This window comes from Lentzea sp. NEAU-D7, from assembly GCF_026242055.1.
Lineage (GTDB): Bacteria > Actinomycetota > Actinomycetes > Mycobacteriales > Pseudonocardiaceae > Lentzea.
Genome location: NZ_JAPJDL010000011.1, coordinates 178,371 through 197,073, shown reverse-complemented (window position 1 = coordinate 197,073; position 18,703 = coordinate 178,371). Strand labels below are relative to the sequence as shown.

19 protein-coding genes are annotated in these 18,703 nt (G+C 71.2%); 11 read left to right on the top strand and 8 right to left on the bottom strand.

The window, feature by feature from the left end; translation table 11 throughout:
- Positions 1–35: 35 nt before the first annotated feature.
- From ORI60_RS23330 to ORI60_RS23320, 3 genes are read left to right on the top strand one after another with little or no spacing between them, the layout of a single operon-like run.
- Positions 36–797: an ABC transporter ATP-binding protein gene (locus ORI60_RS23330; RefSeq protein WP_266036670.1), complete on the top strand. Its 762-nt coding sequence runs from the start codon at positions 36–38 to the stop codon at positions 795–797.
- Complete coding sequence (locus tag ORI60_RS23325) at positions 794–2,143, top strand: hypothetical protein (protein WP_266036669.1); 1,350 nt, start codon at positions 794–796, stop codon at positions 2,141–2,143. Before ORI60_RS23330 ends, ORI60_RS23325 begins: the two co-directional genes overlap by 4 nt.
- Positions 2,143–2,706: a hypothetical protein gene (locus tag ORI60_RS23320; protein ID WP_266036668.1), complete on the top strand. Its 564-nt coding sequence runs from the start codon at positions 2,143–2,145 to the stop codon at positions 2,704–2,706. The genes ORI60_RS23325 and ORI60_RS23320 overlap by 1 nt, the downstream gene beginning before the upstream one ends.
- Here the strand turns inward: ORI60_RS23320 and ORI60_RS23315 are convergent.
- The 6 genes from ORI60_RS23315 to ORI60_RS23290 all read right to left on the bottom strand — a co-directional run bounded on the left by ORI60_RS23315 (position 2,703) and on the right by ORI60_RS23290 (position 8,507).
- Positions 2,703–3,917 carry a GDSL-type esterase/lipase family protein gene (locus ORI60_RS23315; RefSeq protein WP_266036667.1) on the bottom strand — a complete coding sequence of 405 codons (1,215 nt, stop codon included), beginning with the start codon at positions 3,915–3,917 and terminating at the stop codon, positions 2,703–2,705. The genes ORI60_RS23320 and ORI60_RS23315 overlap by 4 nt on opposite strands.
- Positions 3,918–3,980: 63 nt before the next feature.
- On the bottom strand, positions 3,981–4,682 hold the full coding sequence (locus tag ORI60_RS23310; RefSeq protein ID WP_266036666.1) for an SAM-dependent methyltransferase: 702 nt from the start codon (positions 4,680–4,682) through the stop codon (positions 3,981–3,983).
- A gap of 166 nt (positions 4,683–4,848) precedes the next feature.
- Positions 4,849–5,505, bottom strand: a complete 657-nt coding sequence (locus ORI60_RS23305) for a response regulator (RefSeq protein ID WP_266036665.1) — start codon at positions 5,503–5,505, stop codon at positions 4,849–4,851.
- Positions 5,502–6,626, bottom strand: coding sequence for a sensor histidine kinase (locus ORI60_RS23300; RefSeq protein WP_266036664.1), 1,125 nt, complete (start codon positions 6,624–6,626; stop codon positions 5,502–5,504). The genes ORI60_RS23305 and ORI60_RS23300 overlap by 4 nt, the downstream gene beginning before the upstream one ends.
- A complete protein-coding gene (locus tag ORI60_RS23295; RefSeq protein ID WP_266036663.1) occupies positions 6,623–7,450 on the bottom strand; it encodes a CPBP family intramembrane glutamic endopeptidase in 828 nt (275 codons plus the stop codon). Before ORI60_RS23295 ends, ORI60_RS23300 begins: the two co-directional genes overlap by 4 nt.
- Positions 7,451–7,469: 19 nt before the next feature.
- Complete coding sequence (locus tag ORI60_RS23290; protein WP_266036662.1) at positions 7,470–8,507, bottom strand: MerR family transcriptional regulator; 1,038 nt, start codon at positions 8,505–8,507, stop codon at positions 7,470–7,472.
- A gap of 206 nt (positions 8,508–8,713) precedes the next feature.
- On the opposite strand from ORI60_RS23290, the gene ORI60_RS23285 reads away from it, so the two are divergent.
- The 8 genes from ORI60_RS23285 to ORI60_RS23250 all read left to right on the top strand — a co-directional run bounded on the left by ORI60_RS23285 (position 8,714) and on the right by ORI60_RS23250 (position 17,171).
- On the top strand, positions 8,714–9,688 hold the full coding sequence (locus tag ORI60_RS23285; protein ID WP_266036661.1) for a TerC/Alx family metal homeostasis membrane protein: 975 nt from the start codon (positions 8,714–8,716) through the stop codon (positions 9,686–9,688).
- A 60-nt stretch (positions 9,689–9,748) separates the two neighbouring features.
- Entirely contained in the window at positions 9,749–10,555 is an 807-nt protein-coding gene (locus tag ORI60_RS23280) for an IclR family transcriptional regulator domain-containing protein (protein WP_266036660.1), read from the top strand.
- Between the two features lie 74 nt (positions 10,556–10,629).
- Entirely contained in the window at positions 10,630–12,048 is a 1,419-nt protein-coding gene (locus ORI60_RS23275; protein ID WP_266036659.1) for an amidohydrolase family protein, read from the top strand.
- Positions 12,048–13,184, top strand: coding sequence for a CaiB/BaiF CoA transferase family protein (locus ORI60_RS23270; RefSeq protein ID WP_266036658.1), 1,137 nt, complete (start codon positions 12,048–12,050; stop codon positions 13,182–13,184). The genes ORI60_RS23275 and ORI60_RS23270 overlap by 1 nt, the downstream gene beginning before the upstream one ends.
- Positions 13,171–13,938: a citryl-CoA lyase gene (locus ORI60_RS23265; RefSeq protein WP_266036657.1), complete on the top strand. Its 768-nt coding sequence runs from the start codon at positions 13,171–13,173 to the stop codon at positions 13,936–13,938. Before ORI60_RS23270 ends, ORI60_RS23265 begins: the two co-directional genes overlap by 14 nt.
- 3 nt (positions 13,939–13,941) lie before the next feature.
- Positions 13,942–14,808 (top strand): dioxygenase, encoded by an 867-nt coding sequence (locus tag ORI60_RS23260; RefSeq protein WP_266036656.1) that lies wholly within the window; start codon positions 13,942–13,944, stop codon positions 14,806–14,808.
- Entirely contained in the window at positions 14,793–15,680 is an 888-nt protein-coding gene (locus ORI60_RS23255; protein WP_266036655.1) for a quinone oxidoreductase family protein, read from the top strand. The genes ORI60_RS23260 and ORI60_RS23255 overlap by 16 nt, the downstream gene beginning before the upstream one ends.
- Positions 15,681–15,725: 45 nt before the next feature.
- On the top strand, positions 15,726–17,171 hold the full coding sequence (locus ORI60_RS23250) for an FAD-binding oxidoreductase (protein WP_266036654.1): 1,446 nt from the start codon (positions 15,726–15,728) through the stop codon (positions 17,169–17,171).
- A 57-nt stretch (positions 17,172–17,228) separates the two neighbouring features.
- On the opposite strand, the gene ORI60_RS23245 is transcribed toward ORI60_RS23250, so the two are convergent.
- Together ORI60_RS23245 and ORI60_RS23240 are read right to left on the bottom strand one after the other, a co-directional pair.
- Entirely contained in the window at positions 17,229–18,131 is a 903-nt protein-coding gene (locus ORI60_RS23245; protein WP_266036653.1) for a S1 family peptidase, read from the bottom strand.
- 94 nt (positions 18,132–18,225) lie between these two features.
- A complete protein-coding gene (locus tag ORI60_RS23240) occupies positions 18,226–18,666 on the bottom strand; it encodes a GNAT family N-acetyltransferase (protein ID WP_266036652.1) in 441 nt (146 codons plus the stop codon).
- Positions 18,667–18,703: the final 37 nt, after the last annotated feature.

The following is an 18,703-nucleotide window of genomic DNA, read 5'->3' as shown; positions in this document are numbered from 1 at the left end:
CCCGTCAAGAGCGAGAACACTTGAGGGAGAACGGGATGCAGGCGATCGAAGCCGACAACCTGGTGGTGCGCGTGGGCGGGCGCAAGGGCCGCGACGCGGTGAACGGACTCAGCCTCGGGCTCGGCCGCGGTGTGCACGGGCTGCTCGGCCCGAACGGCGCGGGCAAGACCACGCTGATCCGCACGCTGGCGACGGTGCAGTCCCCCACCTCGGGCACGTTGTCACTGCTCGGCACACCGGCGAACGGCAAGCTGAGGCCCGTCCGGCGCAGGCTGGGCTACCTGCCGCAGCACTTCGGGTTCTACAAGCGCTTCAAGGTGCGCGAGTTCGTCGAGTACCTGGCGTGGCTGAAGGAGATGCCACCGGCACGCATTCCTGCCGCCGTGCGGGAGGCACTCGAACGGGTCGGGCTGACCGACCGCGCCGAGGACCGCATGAAGTCGTTGTCCGGCGGCATGGTCCGCAGGGTCGGCATCGCGCAGGCGATCGTCAACGAACCCGAGCTCCTGCTCCTGGACGAACCGACGGTCGGCCTGGACCCCGCGCAACGGCTGCGGTTCCGCGAGCTCGTCGTCGAACTCGGCAGGGAGGCCTGCGTGCTGATCTCGACCCACCTGGTCGAGGACGTCGCGGCGGCGTGCACGGACGTGGTGCTCGTCGACCAGGGATCCCTGGTGTTCCGGGGAACTCCGGACGATCTCGCCACCGCCGGCACGGAGGCGCACGTCGGCGACAGCCCGATCGAGCGCGGCTACTCGGCACTGATCAGCGCGAAGACCGCCGGGGGTGCCTGGTGACCGGGCTGCGCATCGAGCTGCGACGCTCGACCGCGCTCTGGGCAGGGCTGCTCGTGCTGGTGTCCAGCACCGGAATGCTGCTGCTGATCACGTCCGGGAGCGAGAGGTGGCCGGCGAACTCGACGTCGGCGGTGCTCGAGCTCCGCCTGCCCCTGGCCTACGTGTGGGCGCTCGTGGTCGGATTCGCCGTCCTGCAGGGAATGCGGGACAGCCGCGCACGGGTGACCGAGCTGTTCACCTCCACCTCCCGTCCCGGCTGGGTCAGGCTCGGCACGCTGGCCTGCGCGGTGGCGGGCGCCGTCGCGGTGGCGGGCGCGGTGATGTGCGTGGCCCTGGTCGTCAAGGTCGCACTCGGCGGGGGGTTCGTCTCGGCCGGGTTCGTCCCGCTCATGGTGACCGTGGTGCTCGCCCTCGCGTCGAGCGTCCTGTTCGGACTCGCGGTGGGCCGGCTCCTGCCGCACCCGCTGACCGTGCCGGTGGCGCTGGTGGCCACGTTCATGGTCTCGACCAGCGCGGCGCGGGCGCTCGAAGCCGGCTCGCCCGACGACGAGATCTCCCGGCTGGCGCTGCTCACGCCCGTCCTCGACCCGCCGGGCTCGGACCTGGTCACGACCTCGGCGTCCGTCGACCTGGGTCAGGTGGTGTGGTTCACCGGCCTGGGCGTGACGGCGTTCCTCCTGCTCGCCGCGCGGACCCACCTCGGCCGCCTGGCCGCACTCGTGCCGGCCGGTCTGGCGGTCGTCCTCGCCCTGTCGATCATGCCGGTCAAGTACTCCGACGTGCTGGTGACCGACTCAATCGCCGGAAAGCTGGTCTGCGAGGGCACCGTGTGCGTGAGCCAGGTGCACGCCGCCAGTCTCCCCACCGTCGCCGCGGTCGGCCGCGACGTCCTGACCACGCTCTCGGTGCTGCCCGACGCGCCTTCCGAGGTCAGGGAGGACACGTCGGCGATGGCTCATCTGGCGGCGCCCCAACGCGATCGGCGCATCGTCTACGTGGAGTCGCAGCGCTTTCCCAGCCACCTGACCATGACCGGTGACCAGCTGCGGCTGGAACTGCTGGCCGGTGCGGGCGTGGCAGGATGCGCCACCCCGAACACCTTCGACACCAGCGGGAGCGCCGTCCGCTACCTGACCGCCGGCTACTTCAACGGGGAACTGGCCGAGCTGGCCTCCGACTCCTTGACGTGGAGCAACAGCCGGCTGCGGGCCGAGATCGACGAGGCCTGGCGGACGTTCCGCGGCCAGTCCGCGCGGGAGCAGCTGGACCGGGTCGTGCGGGCGCGGCAGATGTTGCTGGCGTGCGAGGACTCCGAACGCGTGCTCGACGTGCTGAAGGCGAGCTGATGAGGCCGCTCGCGCTGTACGCGCAGTCACGTGGAGTTCCGGCGGCGCTGGTCGTCCTGCCCGTCGTGGTGCTGGTCGCGTGGTCGGCGCTGCACTCGCCGTGGACGCCGCTCAGCGCGTCGCTGACGACGCTGGCCGCCGTGCTGGTGACGACGGCCGGTCTCGCGGGCCAGGACCCGGAGCTCGACAGGTCGACCGCCGTCCCGTGGCCGTGGTGGCGCCTCGGGCACCTCCTGCTCGCCGCGACGGTGGCCGCGACCTCGGTGCTGCTGGTGCAGGAGCTCGGCGACGCACCGTTCGACGCCGCCTTCGCCGTCCGCGACACCGCGGGCATGATCGGTCTGGCAGGCCTGGCCGCGACGGTGGCCGGAGCCCGGCTCGCCGCCACCGCGCCGGTGCTGTGGTGGGCGGTGGCGGCGATCATGCCGCCCGCCGGGTCGGCGCTCGGCCGCGTCGTCACGTGGCCGGTCGGCGCCCCGGACGACACGCTGACCCGGTGGACGGCGGGAGTGCTGTTCGCGGGCGGGATCGCCGCGTACAGCGCACGCGGCGCACGACGCTAGGCGATGGTCTCCAGCGCGATGTAGTCGGCGATCGCCCGCTGTCCCCTGATGTTCACGTGGACGCCGTCACCGACGTCGTACTGGGCGTTGATGCTGTTCGGCTTGATCGGGTCCTCCAGCACCTGGTCGAAGTCCTGCACCGCGGCGCAGGTGTCCGAGCAGTCGCCACCGCGCTTCACGAAGTCGTTGACGGCGTGGCGATCCACGTTGTTCTGGTCGCTGTAGCCGGGCCGGGGCGTGATCGGCGTGACGTGCACGGCGATCCCGGCCTCGCGCAGCCGCTGGAACACCGCGCGGTAGCTGGTGACGATGTCGGCTGCGGTGCAACCGTTCGCGAGGTCGTTCGTGCCGTAGTAATAGATGACATCGCTGACGCCGTGCAGGGCCAGGACATCCCTTTCGAGCCGTGACAGGGCATCCAGGCCGACGAACGGCGCCGGAGTGCGCGGGCAGACGGCACTGGTGGTGCCGCTGACGCCGGCGTTGGCGACGGCGAGCTGGGGGCCGGGCGAGGCGGCGATGCGGCGGGCCAGCACGTCGGTCCAGCGCTTGTTCGTGCCGAGCTCGGTGCAGCCGGGCCCGCAGTCCGTGCTCCCCACGCCGTCGACGACCGAGCTGCCGAACGGCACGACCGTCCCCTTCAGCCGCGGGTTGAACACGTCGACCGCGCTGACCAGGTAGGTCGACTGCACCGTCTGCGTGTACGCGGCGCCCTGGCCGGTGGTGTGGTCGCCCGAGCCGGGTGGGGTCAGGTAGTTGTCGCGGAACGCGGCGTCGTGCCGGCCGGGCACCACCTCGCCCGCGACGTGCATGCTGACCGCGAGATCGGTGTCCGGCACGGTGTTCAGCGACGTGCGGTCGCTCCACATCTCGCCGCCCGCGGGGATCGTCACCGCGCGGCGGCCCCCGAACGTCACGTCGCGCGTGCCCTCCACCGCCGCGCCGCCCGCGCTCAGCGCGACGGTGGTCCGGTCGATCGTCAACGGCTGCCTGCCGAACGTGTTCTGCACCCGGATCCGGACCGCGCTGCCGCCCTGGCTGAGACGGGTGATCATCCGCATCGACTGGTCGTGCAGCGTGACGGGAGCGAGGTTCTGCTGCGACTGCGCCCACGAGGTGAACCAGACGGGACGGTCCGCCAGCGCCGCCGGGGTCAGCAGCGCGGCCACGGCGAGGACGGTCGAGGCGATCGCGAGGTTCCGAGTTCTCATACCCGGTTCCTATCGCTTCGTGACGACCGGGTCACGTCTTGTGATCACCTGGTAAGACGGCCCTCAGGACACCTCGGTCGATGCCGCGGGAGGAGGTGTGCGCCGCAGCAAGAGGACGACGAACCCGAGAAATCCGCGGTAGCCGCCCAGCCAGCTGGTGCGGTGGGCCTCCGACATCTGCAGAGCGAGGTCGCTGTCGGGGTGTTCGGGATTGTCGAGGGCCCACCGGGCGAGGGTGCCGGTCCAGCACCACTCGTACTCGTCCCACTCCGCGATGGTGCTGATGTACCCGTAGACCGGTGTCCATCCGTCGGCGACGACCTGGGCCACGGTGGTCGGGAGATCCGCGTACTTCTGCGAACCGCCCTCCTGTTGCGCTCGGACGGCGGCGTCGGGTTCGCGCTCCCAGAAGCAGTCGCCGAGCAGGAGCATCCCGTCTTCGGCGAGATGCTCTCGAGCGGCGTTCAACGTGGGGAGCAGCCCGCCGAACGCGTAGGCGGCTCCCACGCTGAGCACCAGGTCCGCTTTCCTGGTCGACCGGTACTCGGCGACGTCCTGGCGGCGCAGTTCCAGCCGCTCTTCCAGACCGAGCCGGGCGGCCTCGCCGAGGACGTGGTCGAAGCCTGCACCCGAGATGTCGACTCCGACAGCCGTTGCGCGGTCGTGCGCCTGCAGCGCGCGTAGCAACCAGGTGCCGTCGCCGCAGCCCAGATCGAGCAGATGATCGTCCGGCCCGCGGACGGCCCGGCGGAGGAGGTGCTCCACCGTGCTGTCGCTCAACGGAGCCGAAATCGGATGGTCTGCGTGCGCGAGAGCGCTGAGTTCACGTCGGTCCACCACTGCTGTCTATCAGAATTCGATCTTGTGTCGCAGGTGTTCGGCGGTGGTGATGACGGCACTCTCGCCTGCCGACGGGCCCAGGTGACCAGGCCTAGGTGACCAGGCCGCGGCGATAGGCGTAGACGACGGCCTGCACCCGGTCGCGCAGGTCGAGCTTGGTGAGGATGCGCGACACGTACGTCTTCACCGTCTCCTGGCTGATGACCAGGGCCGCGGCGATCTCGCTGTTCGACAGGCCCTCGGCGATCAGCCGCAGGACTTCGAGCTCACGCGGTGCCAGCTGGGTCTCCGCGACCTCCCCGGCGGGCCGGATGCGCGCCGCGAACCTGCCGACGAGCTGCCGGGTCACCTCCGGCGCGAGCAGCGCGGCACCGCTCGCCACGGTCCGGATGCCGTGCAGCAGCTGGGCCGGTGGCGCGTCCTTGAGCAGGAACCCGCTCGCACCGGCCCGCAGCGCCTCGTAGACGTACTCGTCGAGGTTGAACGTCGTGACCACGAGAACCTTCACGGGGTCGGGGACGCCGGCGCCCGCCAGCAGCCGGGTCGCCCCGATGCCGTCGAGCACCGGCATCCGCACGTCCATCACGACGACGTCCGGGGTCAGCCTGCGGGCGAGGTCGACCGCCGCGCGCCCGTCCCCGCACTCCCCCACGACCTCGAGGTCCGGCTGGGCGTCGATGATCGTGGCGAACCCTGTGCGGATGAGCGCCTGGTCGTCGCACACCAGCACGCGAACCGGTGCGCTCACGCCGGGTTCCCCGCCGGGATGCGCGCCGTGACCACGAAGCCGCCGTCGCGTTGTCCCGCCGAGAACTCGCCGCCCAGCACGTCGACGCGCTCGCGCAGCCCTGCCAGGCCGCGGCCGCTGCCTCCGACCGCCGTGGCCGACCTCGCGCCCTCGGTACCGACCTCCACGGTGATTTCCCTTTCCCCGTAACGCACGTGCACGTTCGTCGGGTTGCCGTGCGCGTACTTCAACGCGTTCGTCAACGCCTCCTGCACCACCCGGTACGCGACGGCCTCGGCGCTGCCCGCGTCCCGCGCCGCCTCGCCCTCCTCCGCGAACTGCACGGGCTGCCCGGCCAGCCGGGTCTGCTCGACCAGGGTGCGCAGGTCCCCGACCGTCTCCGTGCTGTGGTCGGGGTTCAGCAGGTCGAGCAGGTGCCGCAGGTCCGACAGCGACCGCCGGCCGGTGTCGGTGATCGCCCGCAACGTCTGGTCCAGCCGGTCGGGGGCCGCGGTCAGGTACCGCGCGGCCTCGGCCTGCACCACCATCGCCGTCACGTGGTGGGTGACGACGTCGTGGAGCTCACGGGCGATCAACGTCCGTTCCGCGACACGGGTCGCCGCGGCGACGTGCCGGCGGCGTTCCTCCTCGGCGCTGCGCGCGAGCCGCAGCCACGCGCCGATCCCCCACGCGGCGGCCACCGCCAGGTAGAACGTGACGAACCCGGCCACGCCTTCCGTGGCGCCGTTCAGGTCCAGCGCGACGGACAACCCCACGTATCCGGCGGAGAGCGCGATCACGGTGCCGCGCCGGTGGTGCGACAGGTGCAGCCCGGCGCTGATCAACGCGATCGGCAGGGCCGTGCCGGCGACGGTGTGGTAACCGCGCAGCTGGTCGACGGCGAACGCCACCGACACCACAGCGAGGCAGACCAGCGGCCACTTCCGGCGGACGACCAGCGGCAGGCACTCGAACGCGATCACCGCGAGAGCCAGCGCGTCGAACGGCCGGTTCGGCAGTCCTCCGAGCTGGGTGCCCTTGTCGTGCAGGGCGGGCACCAGCGACCCCAGCGCGAGGAACAACGCCAGTGGCGCGTCCTGGACGCGAACGTCCCAGGCGCGCCACCGCTGAAGGCTGATCACGCGGCGAGAGTAGCGGCCGACGCGGCACGACCGCGGCGCGGCAGGACGTTGCCCCTGCGCTTCGCCAGCCACAGGAACGCCGCCGTGACGACCAGTCCGGCCAGCACCGAGTACACGCTCGCCTCCGGCCCGAACGCCCCACCGGTGACGAGCGCGGGACCGGACGTGACGCCGTCCAGCAGCCCCTGCGGCGCGTCCTGGCCGGAGACGCTGGTGCTGAAGATGCCACCCTGGGCGAAGTTCCACGCGAAGTGCACCCCGATCGGCACCCACAGGTTGCGCGTGGCCACGTACGCGGCGCCGAGCATGAGCCCTGCCTCGATCGCGATGGCGAGCGAGCTCCACACCGTGGCGTTCGGGTTGAAGATGTGCGCGAAGCCGAACACGAGTCCACTCAGGACCAGCGAGAGCCACGTGCCGAGGTGCTCCTCGACGATGCGGAACACGACGCCGCGGTACATCAGCTCCTCGGTCACCGCGACGGCGACCATGAACCCGAAGATCGCGATCATGCCGGACACCGAGCCCCAGCCGCGCACCTCGTACCCGCCGAGGAAGGTGATGTTCAGGATCACCGCGCCGAACATCGCGAGTCCGGCGAGGACACCGCGACCGAGAGCTCCCGCGGCGATCTTCAACGAGACCTCGGTGGGCTCCCGGCGTTCGGTCCTGCGCACCACCCAGGCGTACGCGGCCAGTGCCAGCGCCGCCGCGACGACACCGGCGACCAGCGTGAGCGGCGCGTTCCACCCCAGCGCCTGCACGCCGGTGGCACCCACGAACGAGACGGCCGCGACCAGGAGGAACTGCTTCAGAAATCGCATGGCCGGAACGTTAGGGATTTCACGCCTCTGGGACGTCACCGTGCGGTGGACATTCGCGTGTAGCCCCCAAGGGGGACACAGAGGCCTTGAGTGCCGCCGACAGCCAGGCGAACGGCATGAACTCGGCGGCCTCCTTCGCGGTCCCGTCGATGATCGCCACCAGCGACTGGTACCGGGTGTACGGATCGGTGGACGTGGTGGCCTCCTCGATCGACTCCAGGTGCAGCCGTTCGATGTCGAGCACGCCGGCCGCGAGCTTCTCGCGGTACTCAGGACTGTCCGGGGTCTCGGTGATCTCCCCCAGATAAGACGCGTAGAGACCGGCGATCTCACGCCCCAGCGACGAGTCCGCCGGTTCACCGGCCTGCTGCGCCTCCTGCGCCCGCACGAAGATCGCGCCTCCCCGTTCGAACGCGCCCACCATCTCCGCCGACGTCATCATCGCGGCGGCGGGCCCGGTGAAGGTCTCCCGCAACGCCTTCTTCACCTCACGGCGGAAGTCCGCGTCCTGCAGGAGGTTCGCCAGCTCGATCCACGCCTCCAACTGCTCGGTGGCCGGCTCGTCCGGCAGGACCAGACGGCCGTTGCGCATGAGCCCGAGGAACTCGGGGCTGACCTCGAGGCCCTCGCTGATCTCGTTCCAGAAGTCGTCGAACAGCCGATCGCGCTCCTCGTCGGACATCCCCACCAGCTTGTGCATGAGGATCACCTGCTCGGCTTCGGTGTGCTGCCGGGCGATCGTCCGCAGCACCGCTCGCCTCGACCGGATGCGGCGGGCCTGGTCGTCCAACCGGGACAGGTGCGCGGTGGCGAGCTCGGAGAGCGTCACGCGGCCGTCCAGCAGCCGCCGGATGTCGTCGAGCCCCGCGTCCAGTTCGCGCAACGTGCTGACGAACTCCAGCCGGGCGATCGCGTGGACGTCGTAGAGCCGGTGCCCGGCCGCGGTGACCTCGGCGGGGGCGACGATGCCCTCGTCGGAGTAGAACCGGATGGCGCTGACGCTCAGCCCGGTGCGGCGAGCCACCTCTCCGATCGCGTACAGCCTGGTGTCGTTCATGAGGCCACTATCGGACCTCAAGCGGCTTGAGATGCAACCCACACGATCGACTTACTTGAGCATTACCATCTCTTTACCTATGCTGACCGACGAGGGGAGTACTTCCCAAGCGTCTGCCCGGTCAGTACGGACACCCCGAGGTGTCCTCGGGAGACCGCCCGCGCCGGGTGAAGGAGACCTCGAACGATCCTGTTCGAGGAGGCTTTGTGCCCGTGCACTCCGTGGCGTCGCCCGGTCTGTGGTTCGTGAGCATCGCCGTGCTGGTCGCCCTGCTGGTGGTCGACTTCCTGGTGACCCGCCGCCCGCACGAGGTGTCGGTCAAAGAAGCGGCGGGCTGGTCGGTCTTCTACCTGACGCTGCCGCTGCTGTTCGGGCTCTGGCTGTGGTTCGAGTTCGGCAGCGGTCAGTCGCTGGAGTTCGTCACCGGGTTCGTGGTGGAGAAGTCCCTCTCGGTGGACAACCTCTTCGTCTTCATGCTGCTGCTCGCCGCGTTCAGCGTGCCGTCGGAGATCCAGCAGCGCGTGCTGCTCTACGGCATCATCGGCGCACTGGTGCTGCGCGGCATCTTCATCGCGGCCGGTGCCGCGATGCTGTCGGCCGGGACCTGGGCGTTCCTGGTGTTCGGTCTCGTCCTGTTCGCCTCCGCGCTGAAGATCCTGCACTCGGCCCTCGCCGGTGAGCCGGAGGCGAAGGACACCTCAAAGATGCTGTCGGTGCGGTTGCTGCGCAGGCTGATGCCGGTCACCGACGACTACCGCGGCACCAGGATGACCGTCCGCGAGAACGGCCGGAGGGCTCTCACCCCGCTCGCGATCGTGGTGGTGGCGGTCTTCGCGACCGACGTCGTGTTCGCGATCGACTCGGTGCCGGCGGTGTACGGCATCACCGAGGACCCGTACCTCGTGTTCACCACCAACGCGTTCGCGCTGCTCGGCCTGCGGGCGCTGTACTTCGTGCTGCAGTCGTTGCTCGCCAAGCTCGTGCACCTCAACCACGGTCTCGCGATCATCCTGGCGTTCATCGGGGTGAAGCTGGTGCTGCACTGGGCGCACGGCGTGTGGCCCGGCGTGCCGACGATCCCGACCCCGGTCTCGCTGGCCGTCATCGTCGCGACGCTGGGCGTCGTCACCCTGACCAGCCTGCGGTCCCGCCGAAAGGAGGAAGCGGTCCCCCAGCCGTGAGTTCCACGGGCAGGAAGCTGGTCGCCCGCTGAACGGACAGGTGTCCGATATCGTGGGCACATGCCTGCTCGCCCTGACACCGGCCCCGACTTCATCGAGGCGCTCGCCCGCGGCCTGGACGTGATCCGCGCGTTCCGGCCGCTGCGCCCGGTGATGACGCTCAGCGAGGTCGCCTCGGCCACCGGGCTCGCACGGCCGACCACGCGCCGCATCCTGCTCACGCTCGCCGAGCTCGGCTACGTGCGGCAGAGCGAGGCCGGCTTCGCGCTCACGCCGCGGGTGCTCGACCTCGGCGTCGCGTACGTGCGGTCGATGGGCCTGTGGGACGTCGCCCGCCCGCACATGGAACGGCTGTGCGCCCGCACCAACGAGTCCGTGTCGATCGCACAGCTCGACGGGCCGGACATCGTCTACGTCGCGCGGGTCGCCGTGCCGAAGATCGTCACGCTGTCCGTGCAGATCGGCACGCGGTTCCCGGCACTGCCGACGTCGCTGGGGAAGGTGCAGCTCGCCGCCCTGCCGCCGGACGAGCTGGAGGCCGTGCTCGCGCAGCCGACCCGGTCCGGACTGACGTCGCGCTGGCAGCCGGACGCGGCCGAGCGGGACGCCGAGCTGCGGGACGTCCGGGCGCGCGGCTGGGCGCTGACCGACGAGCAGCTCGCGCTGGGCATCCGGTCGGTCGCGGCGCCGTTGCGCGACGGCAGCGGCAGGGTCGTGGCCGGGATCAACGTCAACTGCCACGCGTCCGAGACGTCGGTCGAGCACATGGTCGAGCACCACCTGCCCCTCCTGCTGCAGGTCGCGGGCGAGATCAGCGCCGACTTCGCCCGGCTCGGCGCGGTGCCGCACGAGGTCGTCGCGTCCTGAGGGGTTGACCCGCGGCCGTCGAAGGTTGACGATTCAACGGACACCTGTCCGCCAGACGGTCAAGGGAGTTCCCGATGAGTTCCGTCGTCCTGAGAAACGGCACTGTCCTGACCATGGACGGCCGCCAGCCGCTCGTCGATCACGACGTCCTCGTCGCCGGCGACCGGATCGCCGCGATCGGGCCGCGGCTGGAGGTGCCGGAGGGGACCGTCGAGATCGACGCCACAAACGGCATCGTCATGCCGGGCATGATCGACACGCACCGGCACCTGTGGCAGACGGCGATGCGCGGCTACGGGGCCGACTGGACGCTCACGCAGTACTTCGTCTGGTACTACCTGGAGTGGGGCAAGGTCTTCCGGCCGGAGGACGTCCACGCCGGCAACCTCCTGGGCGCGGCCGAGGCGCTCGACGCCGGTGTCACCACGACCGTCGACTGGTCGCACGGCCTGCGGACCACCGACCACGCCGACGCCGCCGTCGACGCGTTGCAGGCGGTGCCGGGCCGGTTCGTCCTGGCCTACGGCAACATCCAGGACAGCCCCGCCTCCTGGACCGCCACGCCCGAGTTCCGGGACTTCGTCTCCCGCCGCATCACCGGCGACGACATGCTGGGATTCCAGCTCGCGTTCGACGTCACGGGCGACCCGTCGTTCCCCGAGAAGGCCGCCTTCGAGGTCGCGCGGGAGCTCGGCGTCCCCGTCACGACGCACGCGGGTGTCTGGGGCGCGACGAACGACGACGGCATCAGGCTGATGTACGACAACGGCTTCATGACGCCCCAGTCGATCTACGTGCACGCGGCGACGCTGTCCGCCGACTCCTACCACCGCATCGCGGCGACCGGCGGCTCGATCTCCGTGTCGACCGAGAGCGAGCAGAGCGCGGGCCAGGGGTACCCGCCCACCTGGGCGATCCGCGAGCACGGCATCCCGGTGTCGCTGTCGATGGACACGTCGGTGTGGTGGAGCGGCGACCTGTTCTCCGCGATGCGCGCGACGCTCGGTGCCGACAGGGCCCGCGAGCACATGGCCGCGCACGCCAGGAACGACACCGTCACGCACTCGTCGTTGCGCGCCGAGCAGGTCGTGCAGTGGGCCACGACGGGCGGCGCACGGGCGTTGGGACGCGATGCGGACCTCGGCAGCCTCGAAGTCGGAAAGAAGGCCGACATCGTGCTGCTGCGCAACGAGGACTCCCCCGCGATGTTCCCGATCCTCAACCCGTACGGGCACGTGGCCTTCCAGGCACAACGGTCCGATGTGGACACCGTGCTCGTCGACGGCCGGATCGTGAAGCGCGACCACAAGCTCGTCGGGGTCGACCTCGGCGCCATCCGCGCCCGGGTGTCGAACACCGTCGAGCACCTGCGGACGCAGCTCGGCGAGGAGGCGTGGGCGAAGGGCATGAACCCGGACATCCCGGAGTCCAAGGTGCTGGACAACCCCTACACCTACACCGAGTACCGCGGCGACACCCGGACGTCGGTCTGATGGGCCCTCTCGAAGGCCTGCTCGTCGCCGACTTCTCGCGCGTGCTCGCGGGCCCGTACGCGACCATGCTGCTGGCCGACATGGGCGCCTCGGTCGTCAAGGTCGAGGGCCCGGCCGGCGACGAGACCCGCACGTGGATGCCGCCGGTCCGCGACGACGTCTCGACCTACTACCTGGGCGTCAACCGGGGCAAGCGGTCGATCGCCCTCGACCTGCGCTCCGAGGACGACGCCGCGCTGGGACGGGAGCTCGCCCGGCGCGCGGACATCGTGATCGAGAACTTCAAACCGGGCGGCCTCGCCAAGTACGGGCTCGACCACGCCTCGGTCAGCGCCGCGAACCCGCGGGTGGTCTACGCGTCCATCACGGGGTTCGGTTCCGGGGAGGGCAGCCACGTTCCCGGCTACGACCTGATGGTGCAGGCGATCTCCGGGTTGATGAGCCTGACCGGTGACCCGGACGGGCCGCCGTACCGCGCGGGCATCTCGGTGTTCGACGTGATGGCGGGCAACCACGCCGTCATCGGCATCCTCGCCGCGCTGCGCCACCGCGACGCGACGGGACAGGGCCAGCTCGTCGAGGTGAACCTGCTGTCGTCGGCGCTGACGGGTCTGGTCAACCACAGCTCGGCGTTCGCCGCGGGCGGTGTCGTGCCGTTCCGCATGGGCAACGCGCACCCCAGCGTGTTCCCGTACGAGCCGTTGCCGACCGCCGACAACGACCTGATCGTCGCGGCGGCCAACGACGGCCAGTTCCGGCGGCTGTGCGAGGTCCTGGAGCTGCCCGAGGTGCCGGACGACCCCCGGTTCGCCCGCAACGCCGACCGCACGCGGCACCGCGAGGAGCTCCGGCCGGTCCTGGTGGACCGGCTGCGGACCCGTGGCGCCGTCGAGTGGTTCGACCTGCTCGTGGCGGCCGGGGTGCCGTGCGGGCCGATCAACACGATCGACGGCGGGTTCGCGATGGCCGAGCGGTTCGGGCTCGACCCCGTCGTGGTGGTCGGGGACGTGCCGACGACCCGGCACCCGATCCGCTTCTCGGAGACACCGGCGGTCTACCGGCTGCCTCCACCGGATCTCGACGAGCACGGCGAGGAGCTGCGCGCATGGCTGAAGGAGGACCGTGACGGTCTATGAAACGGCGCTCGGCGCGTCCACGCCCGACACCATCACGTTGCTGGGACAGGACCTCGCGCGAGACGTGATGGGCACCGTCGGGTTCGGTGAGCTGGCGTTCTGGCTCGCGACCCAGCGCAGGCCGAGCCCCGGCGAGACGCGGCTGTTCGAGGCGGTGCTGGCCGCCCTCGCCGACCACGGGTTCACGCCGACCGCCATCGTCAGCCGCCTGACCTTCCTGTCCGCCCCCGACTCCGTGCAGGGCGCGCTGGCGGCGGGTCTGCTCGGTGGCGGCTCGCGGTTCCTCGGCGTCACCGAGGACGCCGGACGGTTCCTCAACTCCGTCGTGCGCGCCAGTGGGACACCCGGCGACTGGGACGCGCTCGCGCTGGAAACCGTTCGAGCGCAGGGGAAGTCGCGCATCCCCGGGCTCGGGCACCACGTGCACAAGAACGGCGATCCCCGCACCCCGCGCCTGTTCGAGATCGCCGAGGAGGAAGGCCTGGTCGGGCCGCACCTCTCGCTGTTCGCCGCGATCGGGCGGGTACACCCGCAGGTGCTCGGCAAGACGTTGCCGCTCAACGGCGCCGGCACGTGCGGCGCGGTGCTCGCCGACCTCGGTCTGCCGCTGGAGCTGTTGCGGGGCTTCGCGTTGCTGGCCCGCACCGCCGGGCTGATCGGGCAGCTCGCCGAGGAGCTGCGCAACCCCGTGGCCAACCAGATCTTCCTTTCCGTCGACACGAACACCAGGTCTGTCGCGCCTGTCGAGGAGTGAGCAATGCAGCTCGTCACCGAGGACAACATCACCGCGCTCGCCGAGCAGCGCTGGGCCACCGCGAAGGACCCGCGGACCGCGCAGCTCATGACCGCGCTCGTCCGGCACCTGCACGACTTCGCCCGCGAGGTGCGGCTCACCGAGGCCGAGTGGATGGCCGCGATCGGGTGGCTCACCGCGACCGGGCAGATCAGCGACTCCAAGCGCGAGGAGTTCATCCTGGCCTCGGACGTGCTCGGCCTGAGCATGCTGGTCGTGCAGATGAACCACCGGTTCGACGCGGGTGCGACACCGGCGACCGTGCTCGGGCCGTTCCACATCGACGGCTCCCCCGAGCTCGGCTTCGGCGGCGACATGTCCGACGACGTGGACGGAACTCCGCTCTACCTCACCGGAAGCGTGCGCTCGCTGGACGGTTCGCCGGTTCCCGGAGCCGTGCTGGACGTCTGGCAGGCCGACGCCGAGGGCGCGTACGAGGCACAGCTCGAAGTCGACGAGGCCCGACTGCGCGCGAAGTACCGGGCCGAGGCGGACGGCACCTACTGCGTCCGCACGATCACGCCGAAGGGGTACTCGATCCCGATGGACGGGCCGGTCGGCGCGTTGATCGGGCAGACCGCGATCAGCCACTTCCGCCCGGCGCACGTGCACTTCCTGCTCACCGCCGAGGGGTACGAGCCGCTGATCACGCACCTGTTCGAGGAGGGTGCCGAGTACCTCGACAGCGACGTCGTGTTCGGCACCAAGCAGGAGCTCGTGGTCAGGTTCGAGCCGCGCGAGCCCGGTCCGACCCCGGACGGCGGCACGTCCGCGGTGCCGTGGGTGCTCGCCGAGTTCGACTTCGTGTTGCAGCCGTGCGCGCCGCGGTAGTCGTTCGTCCCGGTCAGCCTCCGTCGCTCGTTGACCGGGACGAGCCCTCCGGCGAGGTCGTCGTGGACGTCCTCGCCGCGCCCATCACCCCGTTGGACCGCCTGTGCGCCAGCGGCACGTCCTACTTCGGCGTCCCCGCGACGCCCTACGTGCCCGGCGTGCAGGGGATCGGGACCGTCAGCGGGCGGACGGTGTGGTTCCCCACCAGCGCCGGGATGGCTCCCGGTGACGGGAGCATGGCCGCGAAGGCGTTGGTGCGCGAGGAAGACCTCGTCTTCCTGCCCGACGTCGACCCCGTCGTCATGGCCGCGCTCGGGCTGTCCGCCGTCGCCGCGTACGAGGCGTTGAGCAGCCTGTCGCCCGGCGAGTCCGTGGTCGTGCTCGGCTGCGGAGCCGTCGGTCAGGCCGCGATCCAGCTCGCCCGGCTCGCCGGTGCCGGACGGGTGGCGGCCGCCGCGCGTTCGGCGGAGGGCCGTGCACGCGCGGTGCGGGCGGGAGCCGACGTCGTGGTGCCGCTGGAGGACGTGGCGGAGGCGGCCCAGGGCGCCGACCTGCTGATCGACCCGTTGTTCGGGGAGCCCGCCGCCGCGGCCGCCCGGGCGTTGCGTCCCGGTGCCCGGTGGGTGAACCTCGGCGGATCGGCGGGCGAGACGAGCCCGATCACGTCGTCCACGTTGCGCAGCCGGTCGTTGCGCCTGTCCGGCTACACCAACAACGAGCTGACCGCGCGGCAGCGGGCCGAGGCCATCTCCGCGATCGCCGGGCACGCGGCGGCGGGTGCGCTCGCCGTCGACCACGAGGTGGTGCCGCTGGCCGATGTCACCGATGCGTGGGACCGCACCGCTCACGGCCGGGTCGTGCTGGCCATGTAGTTCCTGCACCGCCACGGAGTGCGGAGCTGATCATGGCGTGCCAGCATGCATCATGTGGATCGACGCGGATTTCTGAAGGTCGCGGGCCTGGCCGGTGCGAGCGCGGCGCTCGCCGCCTGTTCCTCCCCCACCTCCAACCCCACCCCGGTTCCGCCACCGTCCAGTTCGTCCGTTCCGAGTGGACCTCCGGACTGGACCGCGTTGCGCTCCAGGCTGTCCGGGCAGCTCGTGCTCGCCGGCGACGACGGGTTCGCCTACCAGGGCTTCAACCCCGTGTGGGACGCTCAGAAGCCCGCCGCCGTCGCCAAGGTCGTCTCCGACGCGGACGTGCAGGCGTGCGTCGAGGCGGCACGGGGACGCGTGGCCATCGCCGCCCGCAGCGGAGGTCACAGCTACGCCGGGTACTCGTCACCGTCCGGTGGCCTGCAGGTCGACGTGCGCGGACTGGCCGGCGTCGAGGTGCTGCCGGGTGATCAGGTCCGCGTCGGGTCCGGCGCCGCTCTCGGCGAGGTGTCGAAGGCCCTGGCGGCCTCCGGGCGGTGCCTGCCGACCGGCACGTGCCCGACCGTCGGCGTCGCCGGCCTCACGCTCGGCGGCGGTATCGGCGTGCTGTCCCGCAAGTACGGGCTGACCTGCGACCACCTGGTGTCGGCGACGGTGGTGACCGCCTCCGGGAAACTGGTCACCACGTCCGCCCAGCAGGAGCCCGACCTGTTCTGGGCGTTGCGGGGCGGTGGCGGTGGCAACTTCGGGATCGTCACCGAGTTCGTGTTCGCCACGGTGCCCGCGCCCGAGGTCACCGTGTTCTCGCTGTCGTACCCGGCCGGTGCCGCGGCGGACGCGCTGGACGCGTGGCAGACCTGGATCGCCGGGGCGCCGAACGAACTGTGGTCGAACGTCGTGGTGCGTGGTGGCGCCCAGCCGAGCTGCAAGATCGGCGGGTGCTTCATCGGCTCCGTCGGTGGGCTCGCCGCGCTGGTGAACGAGCTGCCCGCGCCGGCGCAGCGGTTCATCCAGCCCCAGACCTACGCGGAGGCCACGCGGTACTTCGCCGGTGGCCCGATCGCCCGTGAGTCGGCCGTGGCGTCGTCGCGCATCGTGCGCGAGCCGATGAGCGACCCCGCGAAGGCCGTGGACCTGCTGGCGGGCCAGTCGGACGAGACCTACCTGATCTTCGACGGGCTCCGCGGCGCGGTGGCCGACGTCGCGCCGGACGCGACCGCGTTCCCGCACCGCACGGCTCTCGCGAACGTGCAGATCTACCTCAAGACGCCGCCCGAGGCCGCCGGCCAGGCGCGCGGCACGCTGGCGACGATCCGCGACGGGCTCGGCGCGCTGGTCGGCGACGCCGGGTACGTCAACTACATCGACCCGCAGATGCCGCAGTGGGCTCAGGCGTACTACGGCGGCAACCTCGCGCGTCTGAAGGAGGTCGCCGCCAAGTACGACCCGGACCACGTCTTCGCCTTCGCGCAGGCGGTGTCCGCGTGACGCCCGTGGAGCCGGATCAGGCGGCGTCCCGTGAGCAGGCGGGACGCCGCCTGAAGATCAGGGGATGCGGGCGCCCACCGCGGCGAGCGCGCGGGTGACGGGCTGGAAGAACGTCACGCCGCCCCTGCGGCAGTCGCCACTGCCGCCCGAGGTCAGCCCGATCGCGTTGCCGTTGGCGGTGAAGAGCGGTCCGCCGCTGTCGCCGCCCTCCGCGCACACGGTGGTCTGGATGAGACCGGTGACGCGGCCCTCCGGGTAGTTCACCGTGGCGTCGAGACCGGTGACACGGCCGGCGCGCAGTCCCGTCGTGCTGCCCATCCGCTGGACCTGCGTGCCGACCCGCGCCTCGGCGGCCCGCTGGATCCGCACCTTGCGGCCGTTGCCGGTGTCGACCTCGCTGGGCGCGTCGGCGTTGCGGTTGTTGTAGGTGAGCAGGGCGAAGTCGCCGTTGCCGGGGAAGGTCGAGCGCGCGACGGTCGCGGCGGCCCGGCCACCGGGGGTCAGGGAGAACTGCCTGCCTGCGGCCGTGCAGTGCCCGGCGGTGAGGATGCCGGGACTGCCGTCGCCGGTGACGACGTTGAAGCCGAGCGAACAGCGGCTGCCGCCGGCGAAGATCGCGTCACCGCCCTCGGCGAACAGCTTGAACGTGCCCTCGGTGCGCCGCAGCCTCACCCCGGCGCCCATGGCGTTCACCGTGGACACCAGGTTGTCCCACTTGGCGCCGGTCACGGTGCTGTCGGCGGTGACGAGGACCTCGTTCGTCGCCGGGTCGACGGCCCACGCGGTGCCCGTCACGGAAGCCTTCTCCCGCAACGTCTCGACGGCCTGCGCGGGCGCCGTGCGCTGCTCCGGCGCCGCCTGGCTCGCGGTGAACGTCGAGGCGGTGATCGCCACGGCGACGAGCCCGACGGCACCCGCGATCACCTTGGCCCGGCGGTGGTCATCGTGGTGTTTGCCCATGTGGCGCCCTCTCGTTACCGGATTGAGATCCGCTCCTGTCTGGGCATACGTACAGCGCCGCGGTCCGGTTGAGGTGAATCGCCGGGCTCGCCCTTCACAGGCTCTTGGCGAAGTGGAACGCGGGGATGACGTAGCCCGACGCCAGGTAGAGGCGGTGCGCGTCGTGCCTCTGCGTGCCCGAGTCGAGGTGCACGCCCGCACAGCCCAGGCGGCGGGCCTCGTCGTCCACCCACCGCAGCAGGGCGCTCGCGTGGCCCTGCCCGCGGGCGGCCGGCAGCGTGCTCAGGTCGTCGACGTAGAGGTGCGACCCGGCGTAGAGGTTGGTCATGTGCCGGAACCCCGCCACCGCGACGACCCGGCCGTCCGCGTCGAACGAGGCGGCGATCCGGTAGCCCTCCCGCCGCTGGGCGCGCACGAGCTCGACGAACTCGCCGGCATCGGTGAGGTGCGGCCGGAGCTCGCGCATCGCGTCGAAGGCGAGGGCGGTGTCCGCGCCGTCCAGCTCGGCGACCGAGAGGGTGTTCTGAGTGGTCATGCCGCTGATGTTCACCGAAACAAGTGGCCTCTCAGAA

What these genes read in the sequence shown, in the direction of transcription:
- ORI60_RS23315 (WP_266036667.1), bottom strand. Translation starts at nt 3,917, where the DNA reads ATGAGAACTCGGAACCTCGCGATCGCCTCGACCGTCCTCGCCGTGGCC.
- ORI60_RS23260 (WP_266036656.1), top strand. Translation starts at nt 13,942, where the DNA reads ATGCAGCTCGTCACCGAGGACAACATCACCGCGCTCGCCGAGCAGCGC.
- ORI60_RS23290 (WP_266036662.1), bottom strand. Translation starts at nt 8,507, where the DNA reads ATGAACGACACCAGGCTGTACGCGATCGGAGAGGTGGCTCGCCGCACC.
- ORI60_RS23270 (WP_266036658.1), top strand. Translation starts at nt 12,048, where the DNA reads ATGGGCCCTCTCGAAGGCCTGCTCGTCGCCGACTTCTCGCGCGTGCTC.
- ORI60_RS23280 (WP_266036660.1), top strand. Translation starts at nt 9,749, where the DNA reads ATGCCTGCTCGCCCTGACACCGGCCCCGACTTCATCGAGGCGCTCGCC.
- ORI60_RS23250 (WP_266036654.1), top strand. Translation starts at nt 15,726, where the DNA reads ATGCATCATGTGGATCGACGCGGATTTCTGAAGGTCGCGGGCCTGGCC.
- ORI60_RS23275 (WP_266036659.1), top strand. Translation starts at nt 10,630, where the DNA reads ATGAGTTCCGTCGTCCTGAGAAACGGCACTGTCCTGACCATGGACGGC.
- ORI60_RS23240 (WP_266036652.1), bottom strand. Translation starts at nt 18,666, where the DNA reads ATGACCACTCAGAACACCCTCTCGGTCGCCGAGCTGGACGGCGCGGAC.
- ORI60_RS23295 (WP_266036663.1), bottom strand. Translation starts at nt 7,450, where the DNA reads ATGCGATTTCTGAAGCAGTTCCTCCTGGTCGCGGCCGTCTCGTTCGTG.
- ORI60_RS23320 (WP_266036668.1), top strand. Translation starts at nt 2,143, where the DNA reads ATGAGGCCGCTCGCGCTGTACGCGCAGTCACGTGGAGTTCCGGCGGCG.
- ORI60_RS23245 (WP_266036653.1), bottom strand. Translation starts at nt 18,131, where the DNA reads ATGGGCAAACACCACGATGACCACCGCCGGGCCAAGGTGATCGCGGGT.
- ORI60_RS23330 (WP_266036670.1), top strand. Translation starts at nt 36, where the DNA reads ATGCAGGCGATCGAAGCCGACAACCTGGTGGTGCGCGTGGGCGGGCGC.